Annotated in this window: 22 protein-coding genes; 10 read left to right on the top strand and 12 right to left on the bottom strand. The window is 39.4% G+C overall.

Annotated elements, in window-relative coordinates:
• Positions 1–100: 100 nt before the first annotated feature.
• The gene (locus V3595_RS19855) at positions 101–1,120 is read right to left on the bottom strand and encodes an AI-2E family transporter (RefSeq protein ID WP_230178816.1); all 1,020 of its coding nucleotides are present in this window, start codon (positions 1,118–1,120) and stop codon (positions 101–103) included.
• Positions 1,121–1,537: 417 nt separating this feature from the next.
• Positions 1,538–1,768: an excisionase family DNA-binding protein gene (locus tag V3595_RS19850; RefSeq protein ID WP_283900766.1), complete on the bottom strand. Its 231-nt coding sequence runs from the start codon at positions 1,766–1,768 to the stop codon at positions 1,538–1,540.
• A gap of 261 nt (positions 1,769–2,029) precedes the next feature.
• On the opposite strand from V3595_RS19850, the gene V3595_RS19845 reads away from it, so the two are divergent.
• The 3 genes from V3595_RS19845 (at position 2,030) to V3595_RS19835 (ending at position 4,123) form a co-directional block, all read left to right on the top strand.
• Positions 2,030–2,956 carry a glycine-rich domain-containing protein gene (locus V3595_RS19845; protein ID WP_485908963.1) on the top strand — a complete coding sequence of 309 codons (927 nt, stop codon included), beginning with the start codon at positions 2,030–2,032 and terminating at the stop codon, positions 2,954–2,956.
• A gap of 313 nt (positions 2,957–3,269) precedes the next feature.
• Positions 3,270–3,803: a hypothetical protein gene (locus V3595_RS19840; RefSeq protein WP_485908961.1), complete on the top strand. Its 534-nt coding sequence runs from the start codon at positions 3,270–3,272 to the stop codon at positions 3,801–3,803.
• A gap of 71 nt (positions 3,804–3,874) precedes the next feature.
• On the top strand, positions 3,875–4,123 hold the full coding sequence (locus tag V3595_RS19835) for a hypothetical protein (protein WP_485908959.1): 249 nt from the start codon (positions 3,875–3,877) through the stop codon (positions 4,121–4,123).
• A gap of 126 nt (positions 4,124–4,249) precedes the next feature.
• Here the strand turns inward: V3595_RS19835 and V3595_RS19830 are convergent, their stop codons facing one another.
• The 6 genes from V3595_RS19830 to V3595_RS19805 all read right to left on the bottom strand — a co-directional run bounded on the left by V3595_RS19830 (position 4,250) and on the right by V3595_RS19805 (position 13,284).
• Positions 4,250–8,920 carry a hypothetical protein gene (locus tag V3595_RS19830; RefSeq protein ID WP_485908957.1) on the bottom strand — a complete coding sequence of 1,557 codons (4,671 nt, stop codon included), beginning with the start codon at positions 8,918–8,920 and terminating at the stop codon, positions 4,250–4,252.
• 165 nt (positions 8,921–9,085) lie between these two features.
• On the bottom strand, positions 9,086–10,282 hold the full coding sequence (locus V3595_RS19825; RefSeq protein ID WP_485908955.1) for an MFS transporter: 1,197 nt from the start codon (positions 10,280–10,282) through the stop codon (positions 9,086–9,088).
• Positions 10,283–10,420: 138 nt separating this feature from the next.
• The gene (locus tag V3595_RS19820; RefSeq protein ID WP_485908953.1) at positions 10,421–11,383 is read right to left on the bottom strand and encodes a sensor domain-containing diguanylate cyclase; all 963 of its coding nucleotides are present in this window, start codon (positions 11,381–11,383) and stop codon (positions 10,421–10,423) included.
• A gap of 242 nt (positions 11,384–11,625) precedes the next feature.
• Positions 11,626–12,420 (bottom strand): DUF4097 family beta strand repeat-containing protein, encoded by a 795-nt coding sequence (locus tag V3595_RS19815; protein WP_485908951.1) that lies wholly within the window; start codon positions 12,418–12,420, stop codon positions 11,626–11,628.
• Entirely contained in the window at positions 12,413–12,967 is a 555-nt protein-coding gene (locus tag V3595_RS19810; protein ID WP_101225494.1) for an HAAS signaling domain-containing protein, read from the bottom strand. Before V3595_RS19810 ends, V3595_RS19815 begins: the two co-directional genes overlap by 8 nt.
• Complete coding sequence (locus V3595_RS19805; protein WP_101225495.1) at positions 12,964–13,284, bottom strand: PadR family transcriptional regulator; 321 nt, start codon at positions 13,282–13,284, stop codon at positions 12,964–12,966. The genes V3595_RS19810 and V3595_RS19805 overlap by 4 nt, the downstream gene beginning before the upstream one ends.
• A gap of 234 nt (positions 13,285–13,518) precedes the next feature.
• On the opposite strand from V3595_RS19805, the gene V3595_RS19800 reads away from it, so the two are divergent.
• On the top strand, positions 13,519–14,577 hold the full coding sequence (locus V3595_RS19800) for a DUF2157 domain-containing protein (RefSeq protein WP_485908949.1): 1,059 nt from the start codon (positions 13,519–13,521) through the stop codon (positions 14,575–14,577).
• Positions 14,570–15,106: a GDYXXLXY domain-containing protein gene (locus V3595_RS19795; RefSeq protein WP_485908947.1), complete on the top strand. Its 537-nt coding sequence runs from the start codon at positions 14,570–14,572 to the stop codon at positions 15,104–15,106. Before V3595_RS19800 ends, V3595_RS19795 begins: the two co-directional genes overlap by 8 nt.
• An 86-nt stretch (positions 15,107–15,192) precedes the next feature.
• Here the strand turns inward: V3595_RS19795 and V3595_RS19790 are convergent, their stop codons facing one another.
• The 4 genes from V3595_RS19790 to V3595_RS19775 all read right to left on the bottom strand — a co-directional run bounded on the left by V3595_RS19790 (position 15,193) and on the right by V3595_RS19775 (position 18,554).
• The gene (locus V3595_RS19790; RefSeq protein ID WP_485908945.1) at positions 15,193–15,672 is read right to left on the bottom strand and encodes a C40 family peptidase; all 480 of its coding nucleotides are present in this window, start codon (positions 15,670–15,672) and stop codon (positions 15,193–15,195) included.
• A 185-nt stretch (positions 15,673–15,857) separates the two neighbouring features.
• Positions 15,858–16,130: a phage holin gene (locus tag V3595_RS19785; RefSeq protein ID WP_053533767.1), complete on the bottom strand. Its 273-nt coding sequence runs from the start codon at positions 16,128–16,130 to the stop codon at positions 15,858–15,860.
• Between the two features lie 292 nt (positions 16,131–16,422).
• Complete coding sequence (locus V3595_RS19780; protein ID WP_485908943.1) at positions 16,423–17,601, bottom strand: LL-diaminopimelate aminotransferase; 1,179 nt, start codon at positions 17,599–17,601, stop codon at positions 16,423–16,425.
• A 62-nt stretch (positions 17,602–17,663) separates the two neighbouring features.
• A complete protein-coding gene (locus V3595_RS19775; RefSeq protein WP_485908941.1) occupies positions 17,664–18,554 on the bottom strand; it encodes a TIGR01777 family oxidoreductase in 891 nt (296 codons plus the stop codon).
• Between the two features lie 220 nt (positions 18,555–18,774).
• On the opposite strand from V3595_RS19775, the gene V3595_RS19770 reads away from it, so the two are divergent.
• The 5 genes from V3595_RS19770 to V3595_RS19750 all read left to right on the top strand — a co-directional run bounded on the left by V3595_RS19770 (position 18,775) and on the right by V3595_RS19750 (position 23,370).
• Positions 18,775–18,960, top strand: a complete 186-nt coding sequence (locus tag V3595_RS19770; RefSeq protein ID WP_127777322.1) for a hypothetical protein — start codon at positions 18,775–18,777, stop codon at positions 18,958–18,960.
• A gap of 170 nt (positions 18,961–19,130) precedes the next feature.
• The gene (locus tag V3595_RS19765) at positions 19,131–19,544 is read left to right on the top strand and encodes a GNAT family N-acetyltransferase (protein ID WP_485908939.1); all 414 of its coding nucleotides are present in this window, start codon (positions 19,131–19,133) and stop codon (positions 19,542–19,544) included.
• A gap of 554 nt (positions 19,545–20,098) precedes the next feature.
• Positions 20,099–20,569 carry a DinB family protein gene (locus V3595_RS19760; protein ID WP_485908937.1) on the top strand — a complete coding sequence of 157 codons (471 nt, stop codon included), beginning with the start codon at positions 20,099–20,101 and terminating at the stop codon, positions 20,567–20,569.
• 387 nt (positions 20,570–20,956) lie between these two features.
• Positions 20,957–21,541, top strand: coding sequence for a YjgB family protein (locus V3595_RS19755; RefSeq protein WP_485908935.1), 585 nt, complete (start codon positions 20,957–20,959; stop codon positions 21,539–21,541).
• 239 nt (positions 21,542–21,780) lie between these two features.
• On the top strand, positions 21,781–23,370 hold the full coding sequence (locus tag V3595_RS19750; RefSeq protein ID WP_485908933.1) for an S-layer protein: 1,590 nt from the start codon (positions 21,781–21,783) through the stop codon (positions 23,368–23,370).
• Positions 23,371–23,653 lie beyond the last annotated feature (283 nt).

Genomic DNA, 23,653 nt, shown 5'->3' with positions numbered 1-23,653 from the left:
TGGATATTATATTGAAAACAGATAGCGCCACCTTTCAAAAGGTTTAATAGAACAAAAATAAGCAGCGGCCATATTAGCGTGGCCGCTGCTCAAATGATTATTATGGAACTTCCTTATTCCCCTCTTCAATATCCAACATATCCAACAGGAAGATGAAGATCGGTATTCCGATGATCAATCCCCATATCCCAAGGAAATGCTCGGAAAACAATAGGATGATGAAAGTGAAAAATGTTGGAAGATTTGTTTTTGCCGACATGAATTTCGGATTTAAAATATAGCTTTCAATTGCATGGATCACAACAATCATGATTAATACAGCAATCACTTTGGGCATGCCGCCGATACTATAGGCAATCATGCTAAGTGGAATGAGGGAGATGATGACCCCTGCAACCGGAATCAAACCCAGGAAGAAAATCATGATCCCTAGACCGAGCAACTGCGGGAAGCCAAGAATCCATAAGAAAGTTACAGATAGGACAGCATTCGTAATGGCTATCAAGAACTGGACCTCAATCACCTTTCCGAATGAATTGATGAATTTGACGCCAAAGTGGCTTAAGTTTATAAAGAAAGATTTAAATTTGGCCCGCTTGAATTTAGAAGTGAAACGAATTATTTTATCTTTTTCCAATAAGAAAAATAGACTAAGCAACATGGAAATGAAAATTTGAAATGCCAGTTTACCGAAATCGGATATATAAAGATAGAGTGTATTCATCTGTGTTTGAAGATCCAGCGGCGATCGCAGCTCGTTCATTATATTAATGGCATATTGAATGACCCTACTATCTGGTGGATGTTGAAAGAAGAAAACGATCTGTGTCACTAATTCCGTGAATTGCAGCGTAATGACCGGTAGATATTTATAAAGAACGATGGCTAAACAAGAAATGACGACTGCATATAAAAAGCTTATAACAACCTTAGAGTTGATATGCATCACTTTATTCAGCCGAATCATGATAAATTGCTCCAGCCGTCCCATCAGGAAAGTGAAAACAAATGTGAATAACACGATATTAACCATACTACCGATGCTTATTAAAAAGAGAACTAACACAATTAATGTAATTAACCTTGAAAAACCTTCGCTTTGCAAATACTCTTTTACCACTTACCTATCTCCTAACTACCATTCTGCCGTGATAATTCCATCTACCTTTCATTTTACACGGAATTGAGGAATTCTACTACAATTACCTTCCATTGACAACAAAATTATTTGAATGATCAGTAAACCCAGGATGGAGACGTAGTTAAGACCTTTTTCGAAAATCGCTCATTAATTTCACAGCCATTTCTGCATGAAAAAACATCTGCCAAATCGGCAGATGCCATACCGTAGACGTTGATTTCCGCTCCAGGCACTCGCTTTCCGCGGGCGGTCGTGGAGCCTCCTCGGCTTTCGCCTGCGGGGTCTCCCCTAGACGCGCTTTTCCCGCAGGAGTCTCGCACCTTCCATTCCAATCAACTTAACTTTAGATAGAACCCCTTTTGTCTATAAACTCAACATCTGCAAAATGGAAAAATGCTAATCTTCATCCTTCACATCGATATCTTCGGGGATGGGTTCGTTATAATAATCCGCTAATTCCTTCTTATATTTCTCCATCTGTTCAAGATGCATATTAAACTGATCTTTAAAAATCAAATGCTGCTCACCATCATGAACGGTGCGAATTTTATTTTGAACGATCAAACTTTCTATATAAGATTCCGGCATCGATAGATATTCCGCAGTCTCTTTTACTGTCAAGTACATGCCTTCACCCCTTTTCCTCTCTAACTATACTAGATATGAGGCATTATTTGAAGCGCTTGATTTTTAACTGAAAACCCCTTACATGCCAAGTAAAGGACGATACCAGTTTCAGGGTATTGTCCTTTACTTGGCATGCAACCTCACCAGCTCAATCAATTTCCGCCAATGGAATATTTTAGATAAAAAACTTACAATCCCTTCCAATAACATGTAAGATAATGTTAAAGCAATATATCCATAGATTAAGAGGAGTGGACAAAAATGACCTTCTTTTATGTCATTCTTGCGGCAATTTTTGCTGTTTTCCTGGTCAATTTCGTTAAAGGGCTAAGTGAACCGGCTAAATTAGAACGCTATCAAAATGAATTCCGTAAATACCATGGTGAAACTTTAGATCTGCATGCAACGGAAATCGTTTCAGAAGCATTGATAGAAAAGCTTAATAAAGCACTGGATTTTAATTATATGGAAAAGATCAATACTGAATTCCGCCTGAAGCATCCACGGGACTCACAGTTAAAGGTCAATCAGGCTTGGCGTGAATTGAAACGCTACTTAATCATGACTGCTGTGTTTGGAAAAGTTGAAATGTTTAATTCAGTCATCGATGAGTTATGGCATATCATGCTGAACTATAGACAGGAATATGATGAGTTTTGCCAGGCTTTCATCGGTAGGACCATTCAGCACCATCCTCATTCAGAACCTGTTTTCAAACCCGAAGAGCGCACTCTTTTTGACTTTTACTATGTACAGTTATTTACGGTGGACTCCCATTCCATTCAAAAATGGGGCAAATTTTTCAAACATGATAAAGGGCTAACGCTTCTCCGCGATTTTGAAACGCTGGAGCTGGAGCAGTTAAAAGAGAAATATATGCGGAAACCGACAAGTATACAAGCGGAACGGACCTTTGAATCTTTCACTTCCCAATTTAAAGAAAATCGCCCCATGACAGAATTGAATTGGCGGAAAACGTACGATCAGACTGACTACGCAGCTCCTGCCTATTTCACTTATGCAAGCACCGATGATTTTGACAGCGAATTTAAAGATATTTTCGGGAATGAACCGAACACAGTTTCCTCTGGATCCGGCCATGCAGATCATGGTGGCCATAACGGTTCCCATGACAGCAGTTCTGATTCCTCTTCTAGCTGTTCTTCATGCAGTTCTTGTTCGTCTTGAGCTTTTCGCTTGGAGAAGCATTTGAATAAACGCGAAAAAACCACTCTGTATGCTTTCAGAGTGGTTTTTTATGATTTTGATGATGTTCTCATATGTATTTCTACTAATTCTTCACAAACTTTATCTCAGATGTTTTGAAAGTCTTCAAAACCATCTCCATGAAAAGTAAGAGAGATTCTACTATGAGTTTGGTTTTTCAGATAATAATTCAAAATTGAAAAGATATTAACCAAAATTGGAACAATGTCCTCTAATAATTTTTAAAGAATTTAATTTATAGCTTTTAGATTATTAATTAAAAGGAGAAGAAAAAATGAAAAAACACTTTTTAGCAATTTTAGCAACGATTTTAATGTTTTCCACTATTGCTCCAACATTTAGTTTTGCTGTTGGTAATAAAACAACAGTTAATATTGAACAAGATGTAAATATGACTAATGAATATTCAACTAATACAGCAGATTCAATGTTTAACAATTCATATGAATTTGCTACAGAAGAACCATCCTCAGGAGAGGTAGGTATTCAACCTGCCGGATTTAAAGGATGGGCAATACAGATTGGGATTGATGCACTTAAAGTAGCAGTAAAACAAGGTGGAAGTATCTTGTCTTATGCTCTAAAGTTTTTAGATAAAGATGCTGCTAAATATGTGAAAAGTAATTCATCTAAAATGACAAAAGCATTAGATAAACTTGATAATTGGATTGATGAAGCTGAGGGTGTTACTCAATCAACAATTAAATCACGATTAAATACTTATTTAAAAAATGCTGGGGTACCTTCTAAATATTCTTTACAAATTGCCGATGCTTTTGCTCGTGCAATCACTTGGTTTATAATGTGATTATAATATTTTGTATAAAATTTAAATAAATAATATATTTAATTTATTTTTTAAAAGGAGTTACAACTGATATGCATGATAATGAGATACGAAAATTCAGACCAGTTTTTGTCTATGCAAATTTGGAAAACAAGAAAAAATTAGTACAAGGTTTAACTGAAGATCGAGTGAAATTAATTCAAGAATTAAAAAATTATAGAAATGCCCTTTCACCATTTTTAATTAATGTTTTGCAAACTAATATAGATCAGTGGGAAATAGAAATTCATGATTGGCAGGAAGAAATAAAGAAAGTAGAAGAAGAGAAAAAGAGCTTTTAATTGCTCTCAGTTTGCAGACAAAAAGGGTTCGGAATTTATAAATTCCGAACCCTTTTTGAGATTTCCTTTGAATTTTCGTCCAAGGTTAAGAGCTTGGGTATCTGACGCATTCCATTTCCTTCTTCATTAATTCCACCGATTGAACCAATTCTTGATCCTTTGTTTATTTTTCTCAAGAACCTCCTTCGATGTCCGGTTGTCTTTTTGTTTTTTCCATTCAAAGAAAGATGCAATTCCGATAAGCAGCCCTCCGCCGATGATTAAATACAGCCACCATGGCATCTCGCTCCACATCGAATTGGTATTCATATAGACATTGAATAAAATCGTCCCAGTTCCAGCGATGAAATAGGATTTGTATTTCATCATGAATCCAAAGAGCATTGCTGCCAATGACACCGTGCCGATAATGAGGGCATCATATAAGGTGTTTCCTGCCATTGCATCAATGATCAGGGCTAGAAACAAAAGGAAAATAATACCACTTTCGATATATTGTGTGATTTTGCCTTTAACAAAGATTTTCCTCAGCAGAGTGGTGCTGACAATGAAGAGCGGCAGAATATTCACCTCCTCCTCAAGTACAGGAGGGATCGTGAGCTGATCGACAATGACCCAATACGGATATAGGCTGAACAAAATCGCTGCTGCCAACTGGGATTTTCTTTCCAACATGTCTGTCGTCGTGCTTCTCATCAAAATGAAATAGGCCGGAATCAGAAGTGCCGCGAAGATTTCCAAAATGAAATGGGCCGGTCCCCCCGTCAAAACATCCATATTCATGGCAAGAAGAAACAGCAGACCATAGACTCTGTAAAAATCCAATTGAAGTCCTGCCCCGCCTTTATCAAGCAAGCCTTTAAAGTATTTCCTGCTTAGCAGTACCATTATGGCCGTACACCCAAAAAGGACTGCCATTCCAACGAAAGGCTCTAATGTGTCCGCGTACATGATGATGGTCCAATACGGATACAAACTGAGAACTCCCGTCAGCCAAACGTAGATGCCCTTTTCTTTTACATCCTTTGTGAAACTTCCAATTAAGATGAAGTAAACCGTGATCAAGAGCGATACAAAAACTTCGAGTAACTGGGTCAATGTTTCAGTTACTGGAAATCCCCGATTCATGGCCAGTAAAAACAGCAGGCCATATATCCTGTATGCATCGATGGTAATTCCTGTTTCTTCCTTTTTGATTAAACCATCGAAATAACGCCGGCTTAAAAGCAGCATCCCTGACATACAGCCGAAAAGGAACATCAATCCCATTACAACCGATAAGCTGTCGGCATAGCCGACGATGATCAGGAAGGGATACAGACTGACTAGTGCAGCAATATTGGAATAGATTTTCCTTTCTAGCTTTTCCGCTGTCAAGCTTCTCAGGAAAATGAAATAAGCGGTTAACAGCAGCGATACAAAGACTTGGAGTAACTGATGCTTAGTATCATTAAAAACCTCTGCATTCATATCGATCAAAAAGAATAAACCATAAATCCTGAAAGGATCAAAGTTGATGATACCTGATTCATTTTTCTTGAGTAATCCGCTGGAATACAGCCTGCTTAACAACAACATTCCTGCCATACAGCCAAAAAGAACTGCCAAACTCGTGACGATTGGGAGTGTATGGGAATAGTCTATGATATTGATGAACGGGAAAAGGCCGATGGTGGCCGCTATTCCCGAGTAAATGCTTTTTTCTTTCTTATAAATCGTGAATCTTCTCATCAGGATGAAGTAGCTAGGCAACAGCAGGGAAACAAAAATCCCCAAAATCGCAGAATCTGTATCGCTCATAAACACTTCCAGATTCAGAGTACACAAATATAACAAGCCAAAAATCCGATAATAATCAATGACTCTCTTCGTTCCCTCTTGGTTGAGCAATCCTTTGAAAAGGCGTCTGCTAGCCATCACCATCACAGCCATACATACAAGCAATACAATAATCGCCATAACCAGAGGTAATGTATTTACATACATATTATAGAAGATGTACGCCAGGCCTAGAGGAACCACAACATAGTTCCGCCAATTCCTTTGCATGAGCAGATACCAGGCAAACAATAGCTGTACAGTCATCACCCCTACCCAGACCAACTCCCGGTTAAGTGGAAAGTCCCGGATTGCCGTTTCCAAAATGGATATGCTTATCCCTAAATGAATGAATGGAATAAGGTAATACTCAATGATGCCTTTCCAATTCTTATTGGATAACGCCCACAGAATAGTTATGAGTCCTGCTGTAATCATCATGCATATTGATGTAATGAATACCATTTGCTCCATGTTTACCACAAATAAATGGACCTGCAGGAAAAGGACTGAAAACCCTAGGTACGTAAAAACACATTTTTCCCATTTCACATGCGCCCTTAAAGCACTTAAAATATAAATCAACAGTTGTGCAACATATAGTAACGGTGAGCTTTCCGTATAAATAATGAGCAAATATCCAACAGGAATCGCCAGTAAATTGGCAAGGTGACTTGCGTAAAAGAAATACAGTTTCCCATTTTTTGAATATTTCCCAAGCCATTCTCCTAATAGGAAAAAGATAATGGGGCCCAGCAACACGAACGCAATCCTCAACACCATTGAACCAAAATCAAAAACATCGTAGAGTGAAGCATATAAGCTGGCACTTGTAATCACGACAGGCACCCAGAATATGTGCTTCCTATGGATATGGACGGACCAGCCGTTTATTGCAGTAGCTACGGCAATCACTCCGCTTGCCTCCAAAGGATTCAGTGAATCGAACGGAATCGATATCAAGGAAAGGAAGGAAAGAATCTGTCCGCTATATGCAAAAACAGGAAAGAATTTATGGTATCCCTTTTTAAATGTGTAAGCTGCACCGATGGAAATCAGTGAAACACCCATTAAATAGACGCTGAGCGGGATATTTGACCGAACCCATTCTAAACTCTCCCTCAAATATGGATAGAAAGCAACCAAAGCCAGTACGAAAGTGATTGGAAATTCGTATAAGGCATTTTCCTTCATATGCTTTGATTCGTCTTTTATATATGTGATGAAGAAAAGCCCAGAGATCATGGCGAGCGCCGCACTAACAGCAAGCCAATCCATTTCGCTGAATTTAATGGTCAGTATCACTAACATGATCATTGGGGAGATAAGTAAGATACTCTTCCTAAACAGACTGTACCTTGGGTGACGATTATAAAAATATACTCCAAGATATTGAATGACCTGGATAACAAAAATCAGATTTAAGATGGTAGAAAAAGAGACTGGCAATGCAAAGAAAAGATATAGTAACGCTAAGTCGAAAATAACAACAGCCGGGTACGTGAGGCTTGAATTTCTCGATTGAAGGGAAACATAGGCAAGCTGAGCGAATACTAACATGAGCGCGACGAATATTTGCGCATAGTTCTCCTGGTACATCATCGCGTTACTATATAAGAAAACGATCCCGCTCCCAATCAAGCTGGTGAACATGAAGTTCTTGGAAAGCCTAGTCATTTTGGATTTAGCCAGATATTTCGATAGCGTAGTAAAAATGATTGGTACAATTGCAAATGCAATGATCATGTACTCACTAAAAAACGAGTTATAAACAAGATGGATATATCCATACGTGAAAACGGCGCTAAAAGCCATTTCATAATATTTTTTTTGGAATTTGACCGAAAAAATTAAAAACAAAACAGAAAAGATCATCAACGTTAGCGAATACACCAAGTTACTTGAAAATAACGTCAGGATCACAAAGGCCTCCACGATAATCTTAAACTGGATAAATTGAAAAATGAATGGTTTAAATAACTTTAATGCTTTTTGATTTTTCAATTGCTCAATATTCCATAATAGCATTAAATTAAGAATGCCAATCGCCAAAAACATCCACTCGATAGTCGGCGTCACAAAAGCCAATCCGAAATAGCAGGTAATGCCAAACGTGAATATTGAAATGAAAATGAATATTTTCGACTTGAAGTAGTCAGCAATCTTACAATAAATGACTAAGCAGAGTAATCCCCCAAGAAACCCCAGAAGCCCCCGCCCACCACCATTAAGTGAAAGGTACTCTCCAAAAATCCGATAATATGAAGCTGATAAAATCGTAATCGGAATGAATAAACCCGCTAGCGTCAGGAATGCAAAAGAGGTCTGTTTAATTTTCAGCTTCGAAGCGATGAAGGCCATCCCTGCAAAAATGACGGATATCATTCCAATGAAGAGAACTTTCAGGACCGCATTCAGATCCCCCCATGAAGTGGTTGCTAAAATCAACCCGCCAAACAGAAGCAATATGACCCCAGTGAGCAGGATGACAGAAATATTCCGTTCCCTGATTTGCTCAGGTGTTTTCTTCGGCTTTTCCGGTTTTACCGGTTTCTCCCGTTTGATGTCCTGCTGTTGAATAACCGGTTTCCTATCAGTGATCTTCTTGAAAGGTTCAAGGCTCTCCTCGAAACCGGATTCAATAGGAGCATATCCGGCCTTCTCATCTTTCATTATCGATTCGTTTAATCCACTGGATTCCTGTAATTGCAATGAAGATTCTTCAATCAGGCTATCCTGAACCCTCTTCTCGGCACTTTCACCGATAATCGTTTCAGTTCCATGGGTGGATTTCTTTTTTTCTTGCTCTAAGCGCTTTTGTTTATGGAGGGCTAATTGGAAATGCCGATTGTATGCCCTGCTAATCCGGATATATTCTGATTTAGGGATGAGCCGCCTTTCCCATAAAACATCCAGCTCTTCTTGGAAAATACGCTTCCTTCTTTCTAATGTCATTCCTTCGTTTGAAGAATCATTCATCCCAAGATTCCCCTTCCTTCAAGTAGACCTTCTATCATCTTATGTATATTCTCTTTTCGATAATAACAAAGTTTTTCCATTTTTTAAATATTTAGGATGATGCGCCGGTGGTGTTCCCCCTGACTAAAAAAAAAGAATGACTTCTATTGAAGCCATTCAACGTCCCTACATTGATTTTACTTTATCCTCGCTCCTGATAATGTATAAATAAACGATCATTGAAATGAAAATCGAGGCGGCTGCCGTGATATAGATACTTCTATAGCCGAAGAGGAAGCCTATCTGCCCGAACACTATGGCACCTATGCCCACTCCAAGATCAAAAAATGAAAAGTATGTGGCATTCGCCATCGCCTTCCGATTGGGTGCCGTCTTTTCAATCGACCATGCCTGCAGCGCCGGCTGGACAGAACCGAATCCAAATCCATAAAGCACTGCCGCAATGTAAAGGACCGCTTCACTCGGCATCCATGCAAGCAGCAGCATCCCAGCCATGATGAGTACGGTTGAAGGCACGAATACGGCTCGATGTCCCCTTCGGTCATATAATCGACCCGCGAATAATCTCGTGACCATGAGGGCCATTGCATATACTAAAAAGTACCACTGAATTCCATCTACACCTTTTTCCGCTGTATACAGGGGAAGGAAGGTAGCAATTCCACCGAATGTAACGGAAATGAAGAAAATGAGCAATGATGGCTGAAGGGCACTTTTTTCATATATATCAAACCTTTTGGCTCTGACAGCCGCCGAAGGATCACTTTCCGCTTTTTGATACCGAATAAGTGATGCTGCAATGATGGCAAGCAATCCTAATAAAGAGCAGATCAAAAACAACTCTTGAAACGGAAGGACCGTAACTAGAAAAAGACCCAATGATGGCCCGAATGCCAGTGCTAAGTTACCCGATAATCCGTAATACCCCATCCCCTCACCACGCCGTTTCGCAGGGATTATATCGGAAGCAATCGTTCCTGAAGCCGTTGAAGAAAATCCCCAGCCGACGCCCTGTACAATCCGCATCATGAATAACAAGCCGATGCTCCCCATAAAACCGAAGGAACCCACTGACAATGCAAAAATGGCTAAACCGGCAAGAAAAACGATGCGCCTTCCCTTCGTCTCCAATAATCTGCCGGCAATTGGCCGAACGAGCAAGGCCGAAAAAGTGAAGATTCCAAGGACAGCCCCCACCAGGCGATCGTCACCGCCAAGCTGTTCCACAAACAGCGGGAGGGTCGGCATCGTCATTTGAAACCCCATGAAGATGCACATATTTGCCAAACAGATCATGATGAAATCACGTGTCCAGATCTTATCAGTCCCTCTTACCCGTTCATCCACTATGGTTTCCCTCATATCCCTTCACCTTCTAATTAAAATGGTCATTGCCAGTTTACTAAAATTGGTTAAAATAAGCGAGTAATTTATTTCGGGTACCTAAATATATATATATAAATAAAAGCCCAGTATGACACTGGACTCCCCCTATATCTTTCATCTACCCGCCCGAACGAGTTTCTGTTCTTTTCTTCGCCGTTTATCTTGAAACATTTTTTGATCCGCTTCCATGAATAAACTATCCATATTTCCTTTTGAATGCGAACGGTAAGCATGCCCAAATGACATACTGATGTGAGGGCCTTTTTTTAGGGAATTTTGCAAAAGGATTTCTTCCTTTAATAATTCACAAAGAGATTCTACTTCTCGCTTGCTTCTATCAATCAGCAGAACGGCAAACTCATCTCCTCCCACTCTCGCTAAAACAGCGATATCCGAGAAAATCCGTTTCAATAGATTTGCCGCTTCTTTGATCAATTCATCCCCTTTCTTATGGCCATACGTATCATTCATATATTTCAGCTCATCTAAATCACACAAAATCATGGCAACCGGAGTATCAAAATCCAGATTGGATTTGGCAAATATATTATCAAAAAACTGTCGATTATGGATATTCGATAATGGGTCATGGGACATTTGATACTCAATATCCTGTATGAATCTCACTCTTTCATCGATATTGCGAATGATTCCTTGAACGGCTACCAATTGCTCTTTTTCATATATAGGTGTAGCATATTCCTCGAACCACAAAAAATCCCCCTCGATATTTCTCCAGCGTTGAATGACTGGCTTAGTATAATCAATCCCAACGTATATCTTTTCATTCAGGATTTCAAAGTCATCAGGATGAATCCTTTCGAAAGGGGAGGAAGGGTCATTGTATGCTTCTTCCAAGACGCCATGACCTAAAAGTGTATTGATGGATGGACTTAGATACCTGAACTTGGAACTTGGGTTTGTTTCGTAGCAGTAGATAATATCCTTAGAACTTTCCACTATATTAAAAACCTTTTTTTGCACTTCGAATCCTTTCTTCTGATAGTCCTTTTCCCTTTTCTTGCGAGTGAAGATCGTACGTTTAAATATATCCAATGACAATTTATTGAATTTCATTCCACAGCCCCCATACTTTTGATGTCATTTTCATTAAAACCTTATCCTTAGATTTGATGGCGGACTTACACTCATTACTTTTAACATAATTATCCTTTATATATTATAATTCCAAAAACATCTAAAAGGAAAAACTTTAAATGTTGTTCCTTATCTCCTTAAGTAAAGGGGACAGCTTCTAGCAATGGCCGCTAATTGAAAAAAACCGATTCCAATTGGATCGGCTTTTTCATGCTTCACGACTATTTCGTTATCTCGATTTTCCCATTATTCGTTTCCAATTTCACTAAGTTTTCACCTTTGCCAATGACAGTATCTCCCTCATACTTACCAAGGATATCCACTCTCCCATTGTCAACATGAACATCGAAAGTTGTATTTGTCGGTTCATTCTCCGTTTTGATCATGATTTTACCATTATTACTTTCGAAATCGATCTCCCTATCCAAGTCTTTCGTGACCAATGTGATTTTACCGTTATTCGATGACCCAACCAGTTTTCCCTCCACATTATTAAGCTCTACTTTTCCATTAGCAGATTTCACTTCAACTTTTTCGGTTATTATATCATTTAATTCTACCCGGCCATTTTGAGATTTCACATTTAGATCTTCACTTTTCAATCCTGATATTTGCAATTTTCCATTATCGGATTCGACGACAAAGGATTTATAAGATTCATCAGGCACATACACCTTTAAATGTAAGGATTGAATATGAAAACCAAAGCTAAAGGTACGTCGATCTTTTAATTGTACCGAAAGCTTCTTCCCTTCCACAACTGCGGTGAAATCCAACTTGGAAACATCCATCCCTTTTGAAACCAACTCTATCCTTGTCTCCTTATCCTTGGTTGGAACGATCTCTACAGCTGCATTGTCAGTGTCGATCTGAATGTCCGTTACGATTTCCGAAATCGTTTTTTCCTCTGTAGTCGTTTCCTTATCCGTCACTTGGGAAAACGTAAACAGACTTCCTATTACTCCGATCAATAACAATACAAGTGCAATGATCGATAATTTTTTTACATTAATCATTTTTCAAACCGCCTTTCACAAGAGAAGCGTTAAATTTTAAATAGCGAATGAATCCTTTAGTTAAAGCACTCGTAGCGACAAACATTCCCATGGCAATGAATATGCCAATCCCGCATAGTCCCAATGCGAAGAAAAGATCGAATAATTGAAAGTTACCTATCGCAAGGTTAAAAAGAACGCCAAACGGAGCTAGAATGAACGCTATCGCCGAAGCCCATCCTGCAATGACAACTCCGATCAATGCTATAAATGGTCCCAAAACGATCACTAAATTAAAGAATCCCAAACCAATGACTGCCCAAACTGCCCGCATTACATTACCTGCTGAAGTCGTTTGCTCGACCTGACCAAGACGATAGGATGCCATCAGTTCCTTGGAAATCTGTTTAGGATTCCCAAGCGATTTGGAAATTTCCTGCTCTGACTTCCCTTCTTCCATTCCAATTTCGAAGTACTCTTCGTAATCTTGAAGGATATCTTCCCGTTCCTCTAAGGAAAGTCTGGTTAAAGAGGCATTCAATTGTTTTAAAAATTGTTCTTTATTCATTGGTTCACACCTTCCTTGATTAATTGATTGACCCCATTGGAAAATTCATTCCATTCCGTCAACAGCTCTTGAAGGTATCTCCGGCCTTTGTCGGTTAATGTATAATACTTGCGCGGAGGCCCTTCTGTTGATTCTTGTAAATATGTCGTAAAATACTCTTCTTTCGTCAATCGTCGTAAAAGTGGATATACCGACCCTTCCGATATTTCAATTTGATCTGAAATCTTCTGTACAAGTTCATATCCATAGCGATCCTGCTTATCCAATAAGACCAGGACACACAGCTCCAGGACACCTTTCTTAAATTGTACATTCATTGCACCATCACTCCTTCCAAAAGTTCTTCAGTATAGTTCAATAAACAGTACTGAACACCGAACAATACATCTTATGTAAATAATTTACCACATGGTACTGTTCATTGCAAGGTACTGTTTTTTTTTTTTTTGGTACTACATGCGTTCCAATAAGAGTAGAAGAAAATTAACATTATATTCAAAGCTGCAAGAGAATACGATGTATAATAGTAAAATGTGGAAGGAGGAGTTACTTTGGCCAACAAAGAAATAACGAAAAAGCAATTCGAGTTTCTTGAACATGAATTTAATTACCTTGAAAAGGAAGGAGTCATCTCCCCGCAAGAGAAAGTGAGGATGTTAGATTCCTATGACGTAAAAGGTAATTTGAGCTTCATCACTATTCTATTATCCATTGGGGCACTTCTTTTAGGTTTAGGCGTATTGACCTTCGTAGCCAGCAACTGGATTTATTTAAGTAAAGCGGTTAAATTCCTGCTTATCATTGCATGCCTCATCGGAGTGAACTTTGCTGGCGTGAAGGTGCAGGTACGCTTTCCCAAAACGTCACGAAGTCTGCATTATGCAGGTATTCTGATCTTTGGTGCAGGGATTTTTCTAATTGAGCAGATGTTTAATATCAGCATCAATTTCAACAGTTCCTTTCTAATATGGGCGATCGGTACGGTATTCATTGGATATTATTTGAAGGATGTATTCGTTCTCCTTTTTACATCTTTCCTGCTTTTCATTTATATTAACGGAAGTATATTCGTTGATGAAACGTCTTATCCGCTTGCCATTCTTGTATTTCTACCGGCTTTATACATTATGTTAAAGACATTCGATTACCCTAAATATCTGACCTTTTTCATTAACGCTTTAGCCATCAATACAATTGCCTTATTTCTTATGGAATTCGTGCCGAAGCTGGAGTTTGAAAATTCGAATACGATTGTCCTTTCCATTCTGTTTGTGCTGGGAATCGTACTTGCCTATATTCCGGTAAGAGCCAAATTACAAAACATCACCCACATACAAGGGCATATCTTACATGGTATTACTGCACTCTTCCTTACCTTTGATTTTTCAATCTGGTTCCCTTTAGCTTATTTCGTTTTTCTGCTTTATCTCATTCTAAAAGGCAGTTTGACCAGCATCGTGATAATATGTGCACTGATTTTCAGATATTACATCTATTCTTTTGACTTCCTGCCAAAATCACTTACATTCATCATCGGCGGAATCATGCTTATCGGTTTTGGCTTCTTCTTTGAAAATCAACGAAAAAAAGGAGGGGAGCTCAATGAATAATCCATTATTCCGGCCACTTATCGTATTTTCCATTCCAGTCTTGATTCTGTTAGTGTTGGCGATTCCTCCGGTCTGGACAACAATGACAGGAGATGTAATCAAGATCAAAACAGCCCCGGTCGACCCGACTGACTTGTTTAGGGGAAACTATGTGGCTTTGAAATACGAAATTGAATCCGTTAAGCCATCACAGGTCGATGACTCGATTAAAACCGAGTTCCATACAAGAAATATGGGTGATTTTAAAAAGGTATATGTACGTATAAAACAAAATAAGGATGGACTATACGTTGTCGATTACGTAACGAAGGAAAAACCCGGCAAAGGCGTTTACCTAAAAGGGAAATTGGAAATCCCATATGACCTGCAAAATGCTGAAACCATTCAGATCAGATACGGTCTGGACAATTATTTCGCATCCGAAGAAAAGGCAAAGGAAATGGAGAAGGAAGCATTGGCCAATCCTTCAGTCGCCGTCGTAAAGGTTCGTAATGGGAATGTTGTTTTAACGGATATCATCATTGAATGAATGAACCCGGAAATGACTAGCAAAAAGAGCATCGGTTTTTCGATGCTCTTTTTATTGCTGGACTTTTTTTATATGAACAACAGATGTTACTTAATGACTCGTTTTGCCCCTATATATTTTTCTTTCCAATACTTATCACTCATTATGACGACCTTGACCCCTTTGGTGGTGGTCCCGATAAATGTACCATTTCCATAATAGATTCCTACAAAAGAGACCTGCCCTTTCTTACCTGTCGCATAGAAGACCAAATCTCCCGCTTTTAAATCTTTTTGCTTAACCGCCTTTCCGGTTTTATACTGTTCCGCACTCGTTCTTGGAATCTTCATTTCTGTCGCAGCATTTTTATATACATACTGGGTTAGACCGCTAGCATCAAACCCTTTTGGGGTCGTCCCCCCATATTTATAATTGCTTCCCACCTGCTTCTTTGCCAAAGCGGCAACTTCATCACCATAATTGATAGAGGCTGAAGCATTAGCCGGATTGAATATGAATGCCGTCAATAATGCTCCGATCAAAACTATGGCTGCAAGCCATTTTGAAACTTGTAAACTATAACTCATCCTTTTTCCTCCCCAAACTGAAAATGAACCACAATTTTAAATGTATGCCGCATTTCGGTTTTCAGACCAAATCATTTTCGGCGATCATCATCCCTGCAAAAAAATAACCAGATAACGCCGTTGTGTAGCTAATACGGTGTTATCTGGTATACTCTACTTTTCAGTAGCTGAAAGAATAGTGTCCATTACTTAGGTTCCTCGTATTGTCGTGCATTTTCACTGTCACTTAAACCTTTAGTTGTATGATCGACCACACCGCCGATTCCAAAGAATGTAAGCGCTATGAAGTTAATGATGCCTAAAGCGCCGTTCAATGCATCATCAGTAATGGTAAAGCCTATAGGAGTAATGAAATTGTTTATGAACGCGGCAACCATCTGCGCTAATATTAAAAGCCCAGGAAGGAGCACAGTGAATATAAACGTAGGGTTCTTAAGACGCACTTTCCAGTTGATCATTGCTTTTCCCCCTCTCTATCATATTAAGTCCGCTTCATTGAAGATTGTCGCGGACCTGCTATATTTTATGCGGCTTGTCCATTTTACGTTCGGAAATTCCATTAAATAATCTATCACTCTAGTATCCCATAAACATAAAAAAGCCCATCCGAGGATGGACCTTCTCTTAAACTTCAAAGTAGTTTTTAAAAACACTAGAGAGCGCCTTAAAAGCAAGAGAAAATAAAAAGAAAGAACGTCGGATCCGTGATCGGGCGTTCTTAAAACCTGAATATATTAAATGCTAGACTTTTTAAACTTCAATATTTTCCTGCAAAAACATTCTGATCCGTTCAGCAGCTTCTGTCAATCTCTCGGCCGGCTGGACCAAGGCCATCCGGACATACCCTTCACCCTGCTTCCCAAAAGCATCGCCTGGAACGACCGTGACCCCTGCTTTTTCAATCAATGCATAGGCAAAATCCCGTGATTTCCAGCCAGTAGGAATTTGGGCCCAAATAAACATGGTAGCTGAAGTTTTCGGTACATGCCATCCCCCTTCCGCAAGACCTGAAATCAAGGCATCACGTCGGGACTCGTATTCCTTAACCTGTTCGGATAGCAGCGAAAGATTGGAAGTTAGCGCCATCTCGGCAGCTTTTTGAATAGGATAAAAAACCCCATAATCGATGTGTGATTTCAGCGTTCCCAAGATGTTCAGCGCCTCTCGATTGCCCACCGCATACCCAATGCGGCAGCCGGCCATATTAAAAGTTTTGGAAAGTGAGTTAAATTCAATCCCCACTTCCTTGGCACCAGGAATGGACATAAAACTAATTTGCGGATGATCATCAAAAATCAACTCGGAATAAGCAAAATCGTGAACCACCATGATCTCGTTCTTTTTCGCAAACGATATAACATCCGAAAAGAAAGCTTCATCAGCAAGGGCGGTGACAGGATTTCCTGGGTAACTGATAATCATCATTTTGGTCTTTTTCACTATTTCATCCGGAATTCTGTTGAGCTGCGGCAGGAATCCATTTTCGGCAGTAAGCGGCATCGGATGAATGATTCCGCCGGCAAGTTCTACACTCGCTTCGTAAATTGGATATCCCGGATCTGGCACCAGCACATAATCTCCAGGGTTTATCATCGCCGTTGCCAAGTGTGCAAGGCCATCCTGCGATCCCATCAGTTGGAGGACTTCCCTTTCTGCATCCAGCTCCACTCCATAACGCATCCGATAAAAATAACGGACTGCCTCATGGAATTCAGGCGTACCTTTTAACGTATACCCGTAGGAATTGGGATCCTGCGCATACTTCACAAGCGTATCCACTACAAAATCAGGCGGTGGTAGATCCGGACTTCCTACACTCAAATCGATAACATCCAGCCCTCGTTTCATTGCATCCTGCTTGCGGGTCGCCAACTCTGAAAATATCCCTGTTGTGAATCTTCCGACTTTTTCAGATGGAGTCATATTCATTCTACGATTCCCCTCCATTAATGATTTTCTATCTATCATTATAGCAATCTTTCTCGAGTATTTTAAGAATTCATCAGTATCTGTTCCAGAGCCTCACCAAGATGATGGAATTTAAATGCATACCCCGCCTTTCCCAATCTCTCAGGTAAGACCCACCGGCTTTTTAATATCAATTCCGTTTCGGTCCCCATAAAGAAAGCCCCCATTTCAAGCATGGGTGTTGGACAGGGAAGTCCTATCCTAATATTCATGAGCTTTCTCAAATGAGCCATCAATTCACGATTTGTAACTGGATGCGGCGATGAACAATTGAACACCCCGCGCAGCTCCTGATTCTTTCTCAGAAAAAGGACAATGTTAAATAAATCTTCTATATGTATCCAACTGAATTTCTGATTTCCTGATCCTTGATGGCCTCCCAGTCCGAATTTAACCAAATTTCTATATGGGGTCATCACTCCTCCATCTCCCAATACAATGGCGATCCGTAAAGCGATTTGCCTCGTCTTCGTTAATCGGAAATTGAAAAATGAGCGCTCCCACGCTTTCGCAACATCTACCGAAAAGCCTGAACCGATTACACCATCCCCCTCCGTCATTGGTTTATCTTCAGCATGCCTGTATATCGTTGCCGTACTTGAGTTTATCCATAATGAAGGGGGATTTTCACATTGTTCAATCGCCTTACCTAGCACTTCAGTCGTATCGGTTCGTGAATCCAATATTTCTTTCTTATTCTTGGCATTGTAGCGGCAATTGACCGTTTTTCCTGCTAGGTTGATTAACATATCCGAATTATCGATCATTTCCCTTATTCCTTCTTTATCTTCCCAGCCAGTATGCGGGGATTGTCTGGAGATGATCCTTACCTCATACCCTAAATTCCTGAAATGCTTTTCAAAGTATTGACCGACAAAACCAGTCCCGCCAGCTAAAACCACTTTCTTCAGCATATAACCAACCCACTTTCGTTTATGAGTTAATAGTACGAATAATAACGAGCGCTTTTTATGTGAAGTAATTCACATAAATTATATCATGTTATTACATTAAATGGCAGCAACAATACATAACATACCGCTGTGCATTAATTGATGAACTTGTCCAAGCAAAAGGGAAAATTACACATAAATTAGTAATGTGGAAATTTATAAAACAAAGGGGATGATTTCAGTGTCAAACAAAAAGCTAAGAAGAGCTGTTAATTCTGGAACTGGTAATTCCGGAACTGGCAATAGCAGCCTTAGGTCTGCCTTGAGAAGAGTCTTACAAAATTTATTAAACAATAATAGAGGTACTTCAATTAAGGAACCTACTTCCATCAAGCAACCCACTTCTGTCAAAGAATTTGAAAATTAGAAGGTTGCTTTTTTAAGATTAACATGGAATCCCTTTGGACTAATCTAAAGGGATTCCGTGTTATGTATTTACATGTACCAGCTTTCTATTGAATAACTGTTATGTATTTACATGTACCAGCTTTCTATTGAATAACTGTTATATCTAATAGAGATAAAGGAGAAGTTATGATGTATTTTTTTCGAGACTGGAAACCTAAAAAGGATAAAAAAAAATTAACGGATATTACGGTAAAAAATTTTCGGGTTTCGTCCGATAAAGTGAATGAAATTCTGCAAAAGTCACACAAGGTACTTGTGATTTGTAATGATAAAGGTAAAGTAGTGGGATTTCTTTGTTATAATCTTTATTTATATAAAGTGGCTCATATCAATTATGTAGTCATTGACAAGAAATATAGAGGAAAGGGAATTCTGCAAGCCCTTTTACCCGAATTAGTAGCATATGTGAGAAAAAAAGGAATCCTTGCAGTGTCCGGTTTCGTGAACAAAAATAACCATGAAGCATTGCAAAAGTTTAGAGCCCTTGGTTTTAAACCGATTTTTATTTATCAGGATGACATTCTAATTCAATCACTGATTTAAGAAGGGCCTCTTTAAGCTTATAGCGTAAATAAAAAGAAAAATCGATCAAAATACATTCCGTTTTACCCTCCATTCACAGGGATTATCTTCCTGATACTAATACAAATAAGTGAGATTAGGATTATAGGGATATATGAATTCTCTGTTCCTCCATGAAATGAACAACTAGGGAAGGAAAGCCTGTAAATTCTTCACGGATTCATAGGCATTTTCCCTGTAGTCTCTTCAACCTTTCTTAAAATCTTACTCCTCTCTCCGATGCTTCTTTTTGCATGCAATTTCCCATGTATTCAAGGTAATTCTATTGAACAAACAGTGTGCCCCACATTTGTCATTCCTTTGCTTGATAGTAGAGTTCCCATTAAAAAGGTCAACCAGTAAAAACTAGTTAACCCTATCATACGTTTATCTTAATTGAATAAAACAGGAGCGGTACTATATATATTGGAAGGAATCGCAATGATTTAATAACCCAACCATAATATTTTTTCTATATTTTCAAAATAAACCCATTCCTGTATAGTGATTGTATACCTGCTAAAAGGGGAGATATAATGAAATCGATAGAACTAATCATCTTAAATCTGGAAGAGATTAGAAGAAGAAACATTAAACTATGGACTTCAATACCTAAAGGCACACTCCATTGGAAACCGGACGACAAGGCAATGAGCTGTTTAGAAATGGTTAGACATGTCCTTGATAGTGAGCATTACTATCATTTATCCATTAAAAATCAAGGCAGCTTACCAGTTTATGAATCACCATATGAAAAACAGCCTCTTATCTCTGTAGAAGCGGAATTAAACTTTGCTGAACCTTACAGGCGTGACTTTTTGGAAACAATCATATCCTTCAGCGAAGACGACTTATCCACTATTAAAATCGATCGCTCTGATGTAGGATATATCAGGGATTTAGGAGACATGTTGCTGAGAATCGCTTATCATGAGTCTGTACATACTGGTCAATTATTGGACTATTTAAGAACTGCTGGAGTCCCTAGAATAAGCGTTTGGGACTAATCACATCATTTTCAAAGGTGTTTCATCATAGTGAAGCACCCAGACTGTAGGCAAACTCGATGAAAATCAAATTTGCCTACAGTTTTTTTATTGCTTGTACAATTTGGACGTTGATTTCCGCTCCAATTAACCTAGTTTTTAATTTTAAATAGAACCCTTTTGCCTATAGTCTTTATTGTTTTAAAATAGAATCATTTAAACTTAAGATGATGTGGATGCTTGCTAAACATGATTCTAGGATCAACTTGAAATAATGATTACTTTAAATCAACGGTGCCGCAGATGCAGCTTTTAAATTCCCTGAGTCCACCATAATCCAATTGATCATCAAGAAAATGTTTCATGCAAGAAAATTGTGGAAAAGTAATGATATAGGAGGGATAGGAAATGTTATCTAAAAAGCCAGCGGCCAGAATGGTTAGCGCCGTTATTCTAACCGGTTCTCTTCTGGGGGCTGGTGCATCGTTTTCAACAGAACCGGTTGAGGCTGCATCTACAATGGATTCCGCTTCTGCCCTAGCTAAGGAACACGCTCTTACCACCTTACATGAAATCTACAACAAGGCTTTTTCAGGGGAAATGCCTTATACTGCCTTGGGTTTGAAAATTAATGAAAACACCCAAAAAGAAGTATATGAGACATTTGGTCCTCCCCCTGAACCAGGTAACACAGATGAAACATTTGACTATTACCATGCAGAAATGGGGCATCCAGGATTTGCATATGCCTATAACGATGACAAAACCATCTCACAAATCCGATATTTTGGGACAAATGTAGAACGGGACCATAATCTAGGAAGCATCACTCCTAAAGTTTTAGGAAAACAACTCGGCAGTGCTGACGAAATACGCCATATTTCCAGTACGAATGAAATCAACTACATTTACAAGACAGGGAATTATGAACTGCAATTCATTGTCGGTGAAGATCAAACTGTAGATCATATCAATCTACTCGAAGCTAAATAATATAGTTGTCGCATGCTGTAGAGAAAGAAAATTTTCTCTACAGCCTTTTTTGTTTCATGTCCCTCCCCCTTCTTTCCTCTCCAACTTCCAAACGGCTGTCACCTCCCCGTAACAAATTATGGAAGCAAGCCGGTCATTTAATTTACAAAATCCATACTCCCCCCAAATGGGCTCTTAATATTTTCACAATAAAATTAGCTTGTTCAACATTATTTCAGTATATGGAGGGTGTCGGTAAGATGATTAATAAGTTCAGGGCTTTCACAGTATCGGTTCTAAGCATAGCCATCCTTTTTCAGGGTCTTCCGGTCGCGGTTGCAGCCAAAGATGCAGAAGACAATCAGACAAATCCGGGAGGCAGATGGATGAAGGGGGAATATCATGCCCATACCACTCAGTCCGATGACGCCGAGGGATCACAGAGCCTTGAGAGCTTGCTAAATAACGCATTTGATAAATATGGTATGGATTGGATGGGAATTTCCGACCACTTGAGGATGTCTTCAAGGGATGCTGAGGGAAATTTGATTCCAGGCGGGCCGATACCGCTATCTCAGGGAATCATACAATATCAAGCCCCGAAAATGGAGCAACTGCAAAAAGAGGGCAAATTTAAAAATAAAGTCATCTTTTCAGGCTTCGAATGGGATATGCCCACATACGAGCATGTCGGTATAGGAATTCTGGGAGATCAGCCGGGCTCACCGAAAAGTCTGAAAGCTGGCAATCAGTTCGAATATCTGTTCACCAACCAGGATGAAAAGATGTTTGATCCTAAGGATGTAGCCGTCTGGAAAGCACAGGATCAAAGAGCCAATAAGACATCCGAAGATGCTCGAACAGCATTGGCATGGCTCGAGAAAAATTATAAGAATACAAGTTATGCCATATTGAACCACCCATCAAGAAAGAGGGTGTACAACATATCTGATTTTCGCGACTTCAACAATATCGCCCCGGATGTCATGTTCGGATTTGAAGGTATGCCAGGTAACCAGATGGAGCCAGATAGAGGCGGTCTAAATCTGACAACACCGGAAAACCGGACCTATGGCGGTTCCGATTTCATGCTTGCTAAGGTAGGCGGTGCATGGGATGCGCTTCTTGGGGAAGGTCGTAAGTTCTGGAATTTTTCCAATTCGGACTCCCATTTTGAAATCAGTGAAAACCGCCTATACTCCAGCGGCTACTGGCCAGGTGAATATTCCAAGAATTATACATGGGTAAATGGCACATCAATGCAATCCGTCCTTGATGGCATGCGATCAGGGAAATCCTTCTCCGTTTTTGGTGACTTGATCGATGCCCTTGATTTCCAAGCTAAAAACGGAAACAACACGGTTGATATGGGCGGGGATCTTAAAGTGAAGGAAGGACAGATGGTCAAGATCACCATCCGATTTAAGAGCCCCCAAAAGAACAATAACGGGGACCCCGTCAAGGTGGATCACGTGGATCTAATTTCCGGTGAAGTAACCGGGAAAGCAGTGCCTGGAACACCCGCTTATAATAAAGCCACCAATGATACGACAAAAGTGGTTAAACGCTTTACAAGTAAAGACTGGAAAACCGATCGCGATGGTTTTCATACCATCACTTACAAAGTCAAAGCAAATAAGGATCAATATTTCCGTTTGCGTGGCACGAATCTAGGGGAAAATGTCGCTGGAGAAACGATGGACGGTGAACCGCTGATCGATGCAAAGACTGAAATCGAGGATAACGAAACACGCTTTTCAGAAATAAACAAACGTAACTATAAAGACCTTTGGTTCTATTCGAACCCTATCTTCGTCAGTGTAGAGGATAAAAATCATAAAAAACGTTAAGTTAAAAAGAATCCCGAAATAGTTCTGGACAGTCCAAAAAGCTCCTCTTCCACTTAGCTAATAGTTGACGTGGATAAGGGGCTTTTTGTCTCCTTAGAATGGATATCGGTTCAGTTCCTTCCCTGGATGACGATACACCTTTCTTTTAGTTTTATTTTCACTTCAATGCGTGAAAAACCGTATAATTCACCAAGTTTCATTAACACTAATGATATAAGTTATTTTCATTGACTTTTTCCCTTTTCTTGTATAGTATCACAGAGTATCAATCCCTATCAGATTA

The organism is Bacillus sp. CFBP9009 (assembly GCF_036541465.1).
In the GTDB taxonomy this organism is placed as follows: Bacteria; Bacillota; Bacilli; order Bacillales; family DSM-1321; genus Peribacillus.
The sequence above is the reverse complement of the archived record's forward strand: the minus strand, read 5'-3'. Positions and strand labels throughout refer to the sequence as shown.

Excerpts from the sequence above, each read along its gene's own strand:
- V3595_RS19850 (WP_283900766.1), bottom strand. The coding sequence starts at position 1,768 with ATGTACTTGACAGTAAAAGAGACTGCGGAATATCTATCGATGCCGGAA.
- V3595_RS19845 (WP_485908963.1), top strand. The coding sequence starts at position 2,030 with ATGACCTTCTTTTATGTCATTCTTGCGGCAATTTTTGCTGTTTTCCTG.
- V3595_RS19840 (WP_485908961.1), top strand. The coding sequence starts at position 3,270 with ATGAAAAAACACTTTTTAGCAATTTTAGCAACGATTTTAATGTTTTCC.
- V3595_RS19835 (WP_485908959.1), top strand. The coding sequence starts at position 3,875 with ATGCATGATAATGAGATACGAAAATTCAGACCAGTTTTTGTCTATGCA.
- V3595_RS19830 (WP_485908957.1), bottom strand. The coding sequence starts at position 8,920 with ATGAATGATTCTTCAAACGAAGGAATGACATTAGAAAGAAGGAAGCGT.
- V3595_RS19825 (WP_485908955.1), bottom strand. The coding sequence starts at position 10,282 with ATGAGGGAAACCATAGTGGATGAACGGGTAAGAGGGACTGATAAGATC.
- V3595_RS19820 (WP_485908953.1), bottom strand. The coding sequence starts at position 11,383 with ATGAAATTCAATAAATTGTCATTGGATATATTTAAACGTACGATCTTC.
- V3595_RS19815 (WP_485908951.1), bottom strand. The coding sequence starts at position 12,420 with ATGATTAATGTAAAAAAATTATCGATCATTGCACTTGTATTGTTATTG.
- V3595_RS19810 (WP_101225494.1), bottom strand. The coding sequence starts at position 12,967 with ATGAATAAAGAACAATTTTTAAAACAATTGAATGCCTCTTTAACCAGA.
- V3595_RS19805 (WP_101225495.1), bottom strand. The coding sequence starts at position 13,284 with ATGAATGTACAATTTAAGAAAGGTGTCCTGGAGCTGTGTGTCCTGGTC.
- V3595_RS19795 (WP_485908947.1), top strand. The coding sequence starts at position 14,570 with ATGAATAATCCATTATTCCGGCCACTTATCGTATTTTCCATTCCAGTC.
- V3595_RS19790 (WP_485908945.1), bottom strand. The coding sequence starts at position 15,672 with ATGAGTTATAGTTTACAAGTTTCAAAATGGCTTGCAGCCATAGTTTTG.
- V3595_RS19785 (WP_053533767.1), bottom strand. The coding sequence starts at position 16,130 with ATGATCAACTGGAAAGTGCGTCTTAAGAACCCTACGTTTATATTCACT.
- V3595_RS19780 (WP_485908943.1), bottom strand. The coding sequence starts at position 17,601 with ATGAATATGACTCCATCTGAAAAAGTCGGAAGATTCACAACAGGGATA.
- V3595_RS19775 (WP_485908941.1), bottom strand. The coding sequence starts at position 18,554 with ATGCTGAAGAAAGTGGTTTTAGCTGGCGGGACTGGTTTTGTCGGTCAA.
- V3595_RS19765 (WP_485908939.1), top strand. The coding sequence starts at position 19,131 with ATGTATTTTTTTCGAGACTGGAAACCTAAAAAGGATAAAAAAAAATTA.
- V3595_RS19760 (WP_485908937.1), top strand. The coding sequence starts at position 20,099 with ATGAAATCGATAGAACTAATCATCTTAAATCTGGAAGAGATTAGAAGA.
- V3595_RS19755 (WP_485908935.1), top strand. The coding sequence starts at position 20,957 with ATGTTATCTAAAAAGCCAGCGGCCAGAATGGTTAGCGCCGTTATTCTA.
- V3595_RS19750 (WP_485908933.1), top strand. The coding sequence starts at position 21,781 with ATGATTAATAAGTTCAGGGCTTTCACAGTATCGGTTCTAAGCATAGCC.